9 protein-coding genes and 1 tRNA gene are annotated in these 11,723 nt (G+C 56.6%); 9 read left to right on the forward strand and 1 reads right to left on the reverse strand.

Annotation, left to right across the window (positions count from 1 at the left end; genetic code table 11):
• Positions 1-66 precede the first annotated feature (66 nt).
• The 9 genes from sufC (at position 67) to DHN10_RS14565 (ending at position 10,846) form a co-directional block, all read left to right on the forward strand.
• Complete coding sequence (sufC, locus tag DHN10_RS14520; protein ID WP_108816048.1) at positions 67-822, forward strand: Fe-S cluster assembly ATPase SufC; 756 nt, start codon at positions 67-69, stop codon at positions 820-822.
• Positions 822-2,108: a SufB/SufD family protein gene (locus tag DHN10_RS14525; RefSeq protein ID WP_108816049.1), complete on the forward strand. Its 1,287-nt coding sequence runs from the start codon at positions 822-824 to the stop codon at positions 2,106-2,108. The genes sufC and DHN10_RS14525 overlap by 1 nt, the downstream gene beginning before the upstream one ends.
• Positions 2,108-2,611, forward strand: coding sequence for a hypothetical protein (locus tag DHN10_RS14530; protein WP_108816050.1), 504 nt, complete (start codon positions 2,108-2,110; stop codon positions 2,609-2,611). The genes DHN10_RS14525 and DHN10_RS14530 overlap by 1 nt, the downstream gene beginning before the upstream one ends.
• The gene (locus DHN10_RS14535; RefSeq protein WP_108816051.1) at positions 2,608-3,204 is read left to right on the forward strand and encodes a YIP1 family protein; all 597 of its coding nucleotides are present in this window, start codon (positions 2,608-2,610) and stop codon (positions 3,202-3,204) included. Before DHN10_RS14530 ends, DHN10_RS14535 begins: the two co-directional genes overlap by 4 nt.
• A complete protein-coding gene (locus DHN10_RS14540) occupies positions 3,201-4,424 on the forward strand; it encodes a cysteine desulfurase (protein WP_108816052.1) in 1,224 nt (407 codons plus the stop codon). The genes DHN10_RS14535 and DHN10_RS14540 overlap by 4 nt, the downstream gene beginning before the upstream one ends.
• Positions 4,425-4,673: 249 nt before the next feature.
• Positions 4,674-4,750 (forward strand) — tRNA-Arg (locus tag DHN10_RS14550).
• A gap of 748 nt (positions 4,751-5,498) precedes the next feature.
• Positions 5,499-5,789 (forward strand): hypothetical protein, encoded by a 291-nt coding sequence (locus tag DHN10_RS14555; RefSeq protein ID WP_159087010.1) that lies wholly within the window; start codon positions 5,499-5,501, stop codon positions 5,787-5,789.
• Between the two features lie 352 nt (positions 5,790-6,141).
• Positions 6,142-9,855: a hypothetical protein gene (locus tag DHN10_RS14560; protein ID WP_108816054.1), complete on the forward strand. Its 3,714-nt coding sequence runs from the start codon at positions 6,142-6,144 to the stop codon at positions 9,853-9,855.
• Positions 9,848-10,846, forward strand: coding sequence for a hypothetical protein (locus DHN10_RS14565; protein ID WP_108816055.1), 999 nt, complete (start codon positions 9,848-9,850; stop codon positions 10,844-10,846). The genes DHN10_RS14560 and DHN10_RS14565 overlap by 8 nt, the downstream gene beginning before the upstream one ends.
• Before the next feature lie 355 nt (positions 10,847-11,201).
• Here DHN10_RS14565 and DHN10_RS14575 read toward each other — a convergent pair.
• Positions 11,202-11,723, reverse strand: a 522-nt coding sequence (locus tag DHN10_RS14575; protein ID WP_159087011.1) for an integrase core domain-containing protein, incomplete at its 5' end; no start/stop codon positions are given.

The raw sequence follows: 11,723 nt of genomic DNA on the forward strand, positions 1-11,723 counted from the left end.
CCCTGCCGGACGTCTCCGATCGGGGATGTTTCGTTGCGCACAACATAGAATTCTGAGGAGCAAAAGATGCTGGAAATCAAAGGCCTAGAGGTCAAACTGGAAGAAGAAGACAAGCAAATCCTCAAGGGTGTTGATCTGTCGATAGAACCGGGCATGGTGCATGCAATCATGGGGCCGAATGGTTCGGGTAAATCGACGCTGTCTTACGTGCTGTCTGGCCGTGACGGATACGAGGTCACGGGTGGTTCCGCCACGCTAGAGGGCCAAGACCTGCTGGATATGGAACCCGAAGAGCGTGCGGCTCTGGGCCTGTTCCTTGCGTTCCAGTATCCGGTCGAAATTCCCGGCGTTGGCAACATGACCTTTCTGCGCACCGCCGTGAACGCACAACGCAAAGCACGCGGCGAAGAAGAACTCAGCGCCGCTGATTTCCTCAAAGAGGTGCGTGCCAAGGCAAAGAGCCTTAAAATTGATGCCGATATGCTGAAGCGCCCGGTCAATGTGGGCTTCTCTGGTGGTGAGAAAAAGCGCAATGAAATCCTGCAGATGGCGATGCTGGAACCCAAGATGTGCATTCTGGATGAAACCGATTCCGGTCTTGACGTGGATGCGATGAAATTGGTGTCCGAGGGCGTGAACGCGCTTCGGTCCGAAGGCCGTTCGTTCCTTGTGATCACCCATTATCAGCGTCTGCTGGACCACATCAAACCCGATATCGTTCATATCATGGCTGATGGACGCATCGTCAAATCCGGCGGGCCAGAGCTGGCGCTTGAGGTTGAAAACAACGGATATGCCGACATTCTGGCAGAGGTGGCCTGATGGCATTGGCAAAGCTGAAATCTGATACAACAGAGGCGCGTTTGGCCTGGGTGACCCTGCCAACGGGTGCTGCATGGGCGAATGCGGCACGTGCTGATGCGATGGCGCGGGTCCGCGAGATGGGCCTGCCGACAAAGCGTGATGAGTATTGGAAATACACCGATCCAACGTCGTTGACGGATGCGGGGGCAGGCAAGGCGGCCCTGTTTCACAGCGACGAAGCCGCACTTTTTGATGCGGTTGACCGTGTGCGCGTTGTCTTTGTGGACGGTGTATTTGATGCAGAGGCATCAGATGATCTGACCGCAGAAGGGCTAGAGATCGAGCGTCTGGCCGATGCGATGGCCGCTGACATTCACTGGGCCAAGGACGTTTATGGCGTGCTTGAGGCACGCGGACAGAAACCTGTTGAGCGCACATTGGCCGCTCTCAACACGGCGATGGCGACAGATGGCGTTGTGATCCGTGCAACGGCAAAAGCCGTCAAGCCGGTCAACCTGATCTATCTGCACCGTGATGAAACGTCGGACGCAGTGCTGCACAACCTGATCAAGGTTGAGGCAGGGGCAGAGGTGACCTTGCTTGAAACCGGCCCAGCTGCGGCACGGTTTTCCAAACAGCTAGAGGTCGATGTGGCCGAGGGTGGCACGTTCCATCATGTCCGCGCGCAGGGTCGTGACCATGAACGTCGCGCTGTAACACATTGTTTTGCAAGGATTGCGGCGGAATCGACGTTCAAGTCGTTCACCCTGACCTTTAACGGTGTGCTGACCCGCAACGAATGCGTGCTTGAGATTGTCGGCGATGATGCCACCGCCCATGTGGCCGGCGTCTGTGTGGGGGATGGCAAGGATTTCCATCATGATGACACGGTTTTTGTCACCCACGACGCGGTGAATTGCGAAAGCCGTCAGGTTTTCAAAAAGGTGCTGCGCAACGGGGCAACGGGTGTGTTTCAGGGCAAGATCCTTGTGAAGGAAGGCGCGCAAAAGACAGATGGCTATCAGATCAGCCAGTCGCTTTTGTTGGATGACGACAGCCAATTTCTGGCCAAGCCGGAACTGGAAATCTACGCCGATGATGTGGCCTGTTCGCACGGGTCTACGTCGGGTGCGATTGATGAAACAGCGCTGTTCTATCTGCGGTCGCGCGGGGTGTCGCATGATGATGCGCGCAATTTGCTGACGCTGTCATTCCTTGCCGAAGCCTTGGAAGAGATCGCGGATGAAAGCCTCGCAGAGGAACTGCGGGACCGGCTGGAAGGCTGGTTGGCCCGTCACCGCTAATGCCTGTCACCCAAGATATCGTGCGCACCTGGCGCGGGCCGCGTCGGGTGATGCGTGATCTGCTGGGGCAGGGCAAGCGCGAGGACCGGGCGATTGTCTATCTGATGGTCAGCTGCTTTTTGATCTTTGTCGCGCAATGGCCGCGGTTGCGGCGTGTGGCGGACGGGTACGAACCCTCGCCATGGCCTGCGGATATGAATTTCGAAGGGATGATGACCTATACGTTCTTTTCGGCCGTGATCGTCCTGCCGCTGTTTATGTATGGTATCGCCGCCCTGTCGCATCAGATCGCCAAGGTGATCGGCGGAAAAGGGACGTGGTACGGGGCACGGCTTGCCTTGTTCTGGACGCTGCTGGCTATGTCGCCGATGATCCTGTTTTACGGCCTCGTGCGTGGCCTGATTGGCCCCGGCACGCAGGCCGCTCTGGTGGGTGGGATCGGGGCTGCGGCCTTTGTGATCATCTGGGTGCAATCCCTGCGCGAGGTGGAAAGCGGATCATGAATGTGACGTTCCAAAGCTGGATGCAGGCGGTCTGGACCACAATAATGGAGCCATCGGCGACCGCAGAACAGGCGCTGACCTTTCAGGTGCCACGCAATGCACTCTGGAGCGCCTTGGCACTGACGGCGGTGTTGAACGTGCTTTTTGTGGTCACGTTGCAGTATATCTCGTCCACGCCGATTGCGATGCAGGATCAGATTCTGCCCGCGACCCCTTTTGGCTATCTGGCCATGGTCGGCATCTTTCTGGTGACCTTTGTCTTTGCACTGTCGCATCTTGGCCGCATGCTGGGCGGTGGCGGCACATTGGATGGCACCCTGACGATCATGGTCTGGTTTCAGGCCGTCAGCCTGACACTGGAAGCCGTGCAGATGGTTCTGGTGCTGATTAGCCCGGCCATCGCGGCACTTTTCGGCATGCTGGCACTTGGGGCGCTGATCTGGTGTTTCATCAACTTCATCAAGGTCTTGCACGGCTTTGACAATCTGATCAAAACAGCCGTGGTGGTTGCCATGGCGCTGATCGCCACCGCCTTGCTATCCAGCATTTTCCTGACCGTATTTGGCATCACAAATGCCGGAGGCACGATATGAGCTATGACATCGCAAAAATCCGCAGCGATTTTCCCATTCTTGGCCGCGAGGTGAATGGCAAGCCGCTGGTCTACCTTGACAATGGGGCCTCTGCGCAGAAACCGCAGGCAGTGATTGATGCGGTGACGCGCGGCTATGCCGAAGAATACGCCAATGTGCATCGGGGTCTGCACTACCTCAGCAATCTGGCGACCGAGAAATACGAAGGTGTGCGCGGGATCATCGCGCGGTTCCTGAATGCGCCGTCCGAGGATGATATCATCATCAACTCCGGAACCACAGAAGGCATCAATATGGTCGCCTACAGCTGGGCCATGCCGCGGCTGGAACCGGGCGATGAGATCGTGCTGTCGATCATGGAGCATCACGCCAATATCGTGCCCTGGCATTTTCTGCGCGAACGGCAGGGTGTAGTGATCAAATGGGTGGATGTGGATGCCAATGGCGATCTTGATCCGCAACAGGTGATTGACGCCATCGGACCGAAAACCAAACTGGTCGCAGTCACCCATATGTCCAATGTTCTGGGCACAGTTGTCGACGTGAAAGCGATCACTGCCGGGGCGCATGCAAAGGGTGTCCCGGTTCTGGTGGATGGCAGCCAGTCGGCAGTTCATATGCCGGTTGATGTGGCCGATATCGGGTGTGATTTTTATGCGATCACCGGGCATAAACTTTATGGGCCATCAAGCTCTGGCGCGATCTATGTGCGCAAGGAACGGATGGTTGAAATGCGTCCCTTCATGGGTGGCGGCGACATGATCCGCGAGGTCACACGCGACGCTGTCACTTGGAATGATCCGCCGATGAAGTTTGAGGCGGGCACACCGGGGATCGTGCAGACCATCGGGTTGGGGGTGGCGCTGGACTATATGATGGACGTGGGGTTGGACAATATTGCGGCCCATGAAAAAGCACTCTGCGACTACGCGCGCACGCGGCTTGACGGGCTGAACTGGCTCAACGTGCAGGGGACGTCTGCCACCAAAGGGGCGATATTTTCGTTCACCCTGGATGGTGCGGCACACGCCCATGACATCTCGACCGTGCTCGACAAAAAGGGTGTCGCCGTGCGGGCCGGGACCCATTGTGCGATGCCCCTTTTGGAGCATATGGGCGTGGGGGCCACCTGCCGGGCGTCATTTGCCATGTATAACAGCACCGACGAGGTAGATGTGCTGGTTGATGCGCTAGAACTGTGCCACGATCTTTTTAGTTAGGTGGATCGGGATCCACCTTACAGACTTTGCCGTTGCGAGCGCTGTTTGTCGCAGCTATAGACGGCCCTACGCACCCGTAGCTCAGCTGGATAGAGCGCTGCCCTCCGAAGGCGGATGTCAAGTCTGGTTGTGCTAAGGGGTGCCGAAGAAAAGTGATTGTGAAACAAAGGCTTGGGCGGATACTCGGATCGCCCTTCAAACTGGCCGTAAGTTCGCGTAAGCACTGCGTAAGCAGTAGGACTAAATAGAGCACCCGTAGCTCAGCTGGATAGAGTGTCGGCCTCCGAAGCCGAAGGTCACAGGTTCGAATCCTGTCGGGTGCGCCATTTTCTAAACAAAATCAATATATTGCGATTCTAGTCACTTCGAGAGTCAGCGCTTTCGTGCTGCTTACGTATCCTGGATCTGCCTTATTGCATCAATGCGAGGTATTACTTGGATGCAAAGCACCTCAACAACTCGCAGTAACGAAAACCGACATCCTTGCGGTCAGCAGCTTCCATCGACTTGGGCTCTGCATACACTTTCGCTCAGAAACGCAAGAGCGGCGGGTCAGCGATAAGGCGTCGTCCACTGAGATAAGGATGAAGTTGCAAGACGCGGACAAAACGGACTTGAGCAGTTGCCGCTATTGCTGACGCAGCATGGCTTTGCGAGCGCAGCAAAGTTGCTAGCTCAACGCAGAGCATGTCACCGAAGCGATCATTGAACGTGGTGAGAATCCCCAACCCTATGGCGTCCGGTTAGGCGTGTGTTGCGTTAGCTAACGCTTGAAACTGAATGCCTGCAAAGTCCCGCGCAGCGGGAATCTGATCACTCAAATTGTTGCAAGTTAGACGAACGGCGGCTTTCGGGAAGGCGGTTGGTTAGAATTGCTACCCTCCGAAATTCGGCTTTGGGCCGTCCCTGCTGGCATAACGCTCGACGTCGGTTGAACATGCTGCGACAGATCTAGTGGCGGCACTGAGCCCAAAGCGACTGGTTAAGATGTCACCAGAAACTTGTCTCCAACACTAATACTGGTCATGTTTAGGGATGTCTTTGTTCCTATCACCCCACAAGGTAGAGCTTTCGATGGCGGCACGTGAAAAGATCATAGCTGACCACTGGCGATCCCCTCCTTCTGGTCAAATAGCTTCCCTTTTTTACTTCCACAAATCCACACACAAGTCCGCAACTGGCGAGATTCTATCACTAAAGCAAAACCAGTTCGGGTGGGGCGCTCATTGGACTTCAGATATTCTCGAAGATGATATCTGGGATATTGAAGGACATCAGTTCGTCGTTCAGGACGGCAGGTGGGAAGAAGATGACAAGCTTCGCTTAGACGTGACTGAAGGGCAGTTTCATATGGAGCGTCTATAAGCGCATCTCGTCCGCTTCGTCCCGCGATCTGTAAGTTCAGCCAAACTAAGATTGTGCGCCCGCAGCGAATGACCGGAAAGCGGGCTGCGATTGCAGCATCCGATGGACGGGCTCAAGGTCGGCTCTGGGCCGTCCCCGACGGCTAGACGAACGCGGTTGCAGTTTCTATCGTAAAACTTCTCAGCTTTAACTTCCGTTCAGTGAGACAACTTCATCGCAAGCGCACCCGGCGCGTGTCGGAAACTGCACCAAGCTTTCGTGAATCCTCAAATTATGCTATCATTACACCATTCTTAACGGCCCACTTTATTCCGGGCAGCATTTTACTCTGCCTTCGCAAGAGGTTATTTCTATGTCTGATTCCAGCAGCGAACCGCCGCGCATTACGCTTTCTATTCCCGACAACCTGACCGATCGTCGCCTTTCCGGCGACATCTCGGCAACAATCAGCGCTGCTGGCTCCGACATCAATGTGCCGCTCAAAACCGAGCAGGAAAAGCTAAAAGATTTACGCAAAGGCGTGGGGATCGCGCTGTCGGCGGATGCCCTGAGCGAGCTTGTTGATGCGCGCATTCAGTCAACCGGCCAAATCTTCCGCCAACTCGACACGGTCCGCGAAGATCTTGCGGGTGGTTTTCTTGGGGCGGTCGTTCCCACGCTGGCACCCAAGCTCCGCGGAGAGTTGATCAACCCTGATGGTACCCCGGCCGAACGCGTGATTGTCGAGGTGCTACGACCTACTTTCACCAGCAATGAGGGGATCGACAACGATGGTTTCTCATGGGCTGTCAAAAAGGCAGTTACGGATAAACGCGGTGTCTTTTCACTTGATCTGCCCAACCTGCGTTTGCCGCAGAATGGTTTGACGATCCGCATCAGAGGGCAAAACACCACCCTGACGGAAGACGTACCGCGGGTCGATGCACTTGATGGCGAACTGGGGCTTGTCGTGCTGGGCCGCACAGTTTTGCCTTTGCAGCAATCCATTGTCGGAGAGCTCGCAGACCTTTTTCCGGTAGACCCGGAGGATGCGGAAGAAAGCATCACGGATTTTATAGGTAGTCAGGCGCCCATCGTGTTGGGCGAAGGCGACTGCGCCTCGGAATACCGCACTGAGGGCGGCACGGTATCACGGCGGCGATACTCAGTGGTCTACAGGCTGATCGACCCGCTGGTTGGGCCCAAGAACATTACACGCACCCGGATCGTCGGCGGCAATCGTTTCAGCGCAACAATCCCCGGTGTGACCTTTGCGCAAGCCGAGCTTTCTGCTGAAACGCTATTGACCGCGTTCAACAACGACGGTGGCGAGTGGGACTTCCGTGACCGGATTCCAATCGATGAGCCGATTGATATCGAAGACTTTTTTGAAGACATGGAGAAAAGCCCACAAAATGTGCCCAAGGCCTCCAGTCTGGCACTCGGTTATGTCGCCAAGATGCGATCAACGGCCGTGCATGCGGGCATGTCGCTGGGGCGACTAGTCTATTCGCTGCCACTGGCGCCGGGCGAAGAACAACGCATCGTCGTATCTGAACAGCGCGAAAGGCTGACGGTGCGCGAACGCGAAAGCCTAACTTTCGAAGAGGCGCAGGAATTCGACGAGGCACGCGATACCTCGTTCAACAGCACTTTTGATAGCGCATTGGACGAGGTGATCAGCGGAAGTTCGTCGTTTTCGACAGAAGCATTCTCCAAGAGCTTTGGCGGTGCGGGTGGTATCGGAGGCGGGCTCTTTGGTGGCATCGGGGCGATTGTCGGCGGTGTCGGGTTCAGCGGCGCGCGGGCAAGCTCCAATTCGTCGGGTAACTCGTCCAGCACACAGAACACATCGCGCGATTTTCTGTCCGAAACCCATGAGACATTCTCGGCTGCACTTGAACGCAGTGCCTCGGTCAAACGGACATCGTCACGCACCAGCGTGCGCACTGCGACAGCGACCGACCGGCGCACGGCCACAACCAAATTCGTTGCCAACCGAAACCATTGTCACGCGATGACGATGCAATGGTTTGAGGTGCTGCGTGACTTTTCAATGGAAACCCGGATCGAAGGGGTGCAGCTGGTTGTCTTTGTGCCGATGCAGCTGATCCGCTTTCGCCGATCTGGGCAAACAGACCAACTGCCCGCGAACATTACACGATCCAGCCTGCTGGATCGCTACAAGGTCATCCTGCGCCACGCCGATGTGTTCCGCCGGGCGTTCCGCAACCGGCGTCGGTTCCGTACTGCGCTGAAGTTGCTGGAAGAGTTTATTGCCGACAAGGATGCAACGCCCCAAACTGCGGCAGGTGTTGCGCAGGACATCGTTACGTTTGAGGCCGAAGGCACATTCATGCCCAACGACGATATCTCTGCGGTCATATTCACGCAGGATGGCGACCGTGTTGGCCCGGTTCCTTTGTCCGGGTCCCCAATCGATGTCGACAGCCATTATGATCTGCCCGCAGAGACGCGTGAAAACCTGTTTGTCCGTCTGGCCGATGTGCGGCGCGACCCGACCAAGCGGCGGACCTACACAGGCTCTGTTGCCCTGCCGCGCTCGGTCGAACGATCCGACATCGCCCGCATCGAACTGCGCCGCAGAACCGGTAGCTTTGCCTACTCTTTCTACACCGGCCCGGATGCGTTGAACGTCTTTAATATCTGGGAGCATTTGGCCAATCTTGAAGACGCAGACGACCTTGACCGGGCCACGCGTAACATCAACCGCAGCCTGCATACGACGATCTCAGGCTCGGACTTTGACGATGTTGTCGGTCCGGCGATGATCAGCGAATTCGATGCGCGGATGAACGAGAATGCCGAAACCATTGTTGACGATAACACGTTTCAGGCGCTGCCACAGACACTGCCCTTTTCCGTGCAAGAGGTGCCGGATGTCCTGTCCAGACGCGATCTGCGCCGGATCGAAGAGATGTACCAGCATGTCGTCGCAAATACCGCGCGCTATTCGCGGGCCATTTGGGCCAGCATGTCCGATCAGGAACGCGCGATATTGCTTGAACGGTTCACCATAGGCGTGCCCGAAGGCGGGCTTGATGATCCATCAAGCGAGGTTTCGCTGCTGAGTGCGGTGCAAAACAAGGTTCTGGGGTTCTACGGCAATGCGATGATTATGCCGTTCTCGATCCCGCCGGACCTTGCGGAAAGCATGGAGATCACGACTGGTGACATTCAGGACAGCCTGCTTGCATTCCACCGAGAGGATTTCCGCCCGCCAAGGCGAACAATTTCACTGCCGACCAAAGGCTTGCTTGGCGAAGCGGTACTGGGTCGCTGCAATTCCTGCGAGATGATCGATCATCGGCGTTTCTGGAATTGGCAGGATAGCCCGACGCCTCCGCCAGTGGGTGATCCGCCGGTGTTGCCTGCTGATAGCGATGCAATTTTCGGAACGCGTGCGCCGTCCGATCTGCCCAATAATCAGCCAGCCAACACGCTGACGATTGCGGGCGGTGACATCGGCACCGGTCAGGCCGTGCCAACATCGCAACTGGCGGAAATCCTCAAGGCAGCACCCGATCTTGCCCGCGCCGGTGCCGATTTGACCGGGCTGAAAGAGCTACAGGCGCAACTGGCGCTTGAAACGCAATCGGTCGCGGCAGGTCGTGACAAGGCCATTGATACGGCCACCGATCTGACAAAGGATCTGGTCGGCAAGGCGACTGAACTGGCGGGCAAAGGCCAAGCAGCGGCCGCGGCGAAAAAAGAGGAGGATGCCAAGAAAGCGGCCGCCAAAAAGAAAGCGTCAGATGATAGCAACGCCGCCAAGATCAAGGGGTTTCAGGATATCGCCAAGAATGCCGATGGTGTTTCGGCCCTTGTTGGTGGTCGGCCAGAGGCCAACCGGGCCGCCTTTGTCCAGAACCTCTTCAAGGACTTCCCCGGCGGCCCAACGGCGTTGGCAAATCCTGCCAACACACTGCTTTTGGCGCAACTTTTTGGTGGGTTTACGAAGACGAACACTGAAGCCGATCCCGGTAGTCAGTCCGAGAGTGGAAGTGAGGCTATTCTGACTTTCCTGAACGGCCTAAGTACTCCAGCGGAGGAAGATAATGAGTGATACAACAACCAACCCGCCCGCCACATCAAGCATCGAAGATGATCTGGCCCAAGCGATCATCGGTATCCTTGAGACCACCAATTCGCCCGCGATTCAACGCGCGCGCGAGGTTATCGCCCACAGGCTCGCCATCTCGGGTGATGTCGCGCCATCGCGCGTTCCAGCGCCGCGCAACATCACGGAAATCGGCGGATATATCAACCTGCTGAGCGAGTATGGTGAGGTAGAACAGCGCTCTCGCTTGATTGCCGCAGCACTGGGTATTGCTGGGCCGCAGCTTTCACTGCCGCAACCGGGTGCATTGCCGCCGATGTCCTTTGTTTCGCGAGAGGGCGCGCGCCCTGCAGGACCGCGGCAGGCGAGTTTCCCATTGTCCTACACCATTCGCAGCGACTTCATCCCGACGTTTGATAACGCGTTGGAAGAGGTCGCGATGCGTGGTGGTGCGGTGCCAATCTTGACGCCAGCGCGGGTTTTGCCCGCGGCGGGCGGTCAATTGCCCGAGGCTGGTACCGGCCAACTACACCTGATCGGGCGGACACTTAGTATTGCGCCGACTGCCGCTCTGCGTGCAGTTGCGACAGATCCTTTGTCGCTCAGCCGACCGACGCCAGGTGGCGGATTTGAGGTGTTGGCACGTGTGATCGATGCGGCCGCTCCTATTGCGGGGACGATCGCCGATGACGACTGGACCAGTTGGGAATGTGACGCGGCCGCGTGCAGCGAGATCGAGACAACGGATGCCCGTTTTGTACTGACACCGATCTTGAATGCCGCTGGTTGGCATCAGGCGGCTGATCCGACGAACCCTATAAATCTCGCCGACCCCGGCACTTGGGCTGGTTGGCGCAACATCACCGGTCTGGTTCCCGGCGTGACGCGGTACGCAGAAGAACTGCAGCTGCTCTACTCTGCTGACGCGCTGGTCGGGTCGCCGGTGTTCGAACAGTTGGACTACATCTGGACCGGAACGGGGTTCGCTGCCGCGTGAGGGCGGGTATTGAAGTGGTCCCACCTTTTCAGACAGTTTTGCAGCGTTTCTAAGGTATATCGTGTTTAGGTTTCATGCTGCTTTCAGTTGTTCGATGCCTGCTGTGGTGGGCGACAGAGATAAAGATCAACAACTTCCGCGGTTCGAAATGAAGTTCCGATATCTTGTCTCGTTCAATCCTCCCTATCAACGTTCACTGTAGGTCGTATGTGGGGCGTAGGGAGTATTACCTCAACGTCTGCATTGTCCGCGATCTGTGAGTTCGATCTGCTTTGAATTTCGCACTCGCGGCGAAGGTCGGCAATGTGGGCTGCGACCGCAGCATTCGAGATCTCCTGCGTGTCCAGCCCCATTTCTATGGGCCACTTTTGAGCAATGTTTCTGGAATTGGCGGACGCATGTTTAAAGCCTGATGGGGTCGAACACGATTGTACTGTCTGAGCCATGTATTGATGACGATCTGTGCCTGTTTCGTGGTGTGGAACCATTCAGCATTCAGGACTTCTCGGCGCAGCGTGCCATTGAAGCGCTCGTTGTATCCGTTCTCCCAGGGTGACCCCGGGTATATCTGGATCGGCTTAATCCCGACCTTTCTCAGCCAGTCTTGTAGTGCTGTTGCGATGAACTCTGAGCCATTGTCCGAACGAATGTATACGGGTTTCCCGCGCCGCAAAAGCAGTGGGTAGAGCGCATCCAGCACATCCGCGCTGTTCATCTTTGGTTTGACCGCGACACACAGTGCCTCACGGGTATATTCATCCAGCACCGTGAGCATCTTGTAGGGCCGCCCGTTGCTCAGTTTGTCGTGCACAAAATCGACGCTCCAGATGTGATTGGGATGTTGCGGCCGCAGCCGGATGATTGAGCTGTCCTTGTG

Origin of the sequence: Loktanella sp. Alg231-35 (assembly GCF_900143545.1) — a bacterium.
Taxonomy (GTDB): domain Bacteria; phylum Pseudomonadota; class Alphaproteobacteria; order Rhodobacterales; family Rhodobacteraceae; genus Yoonia.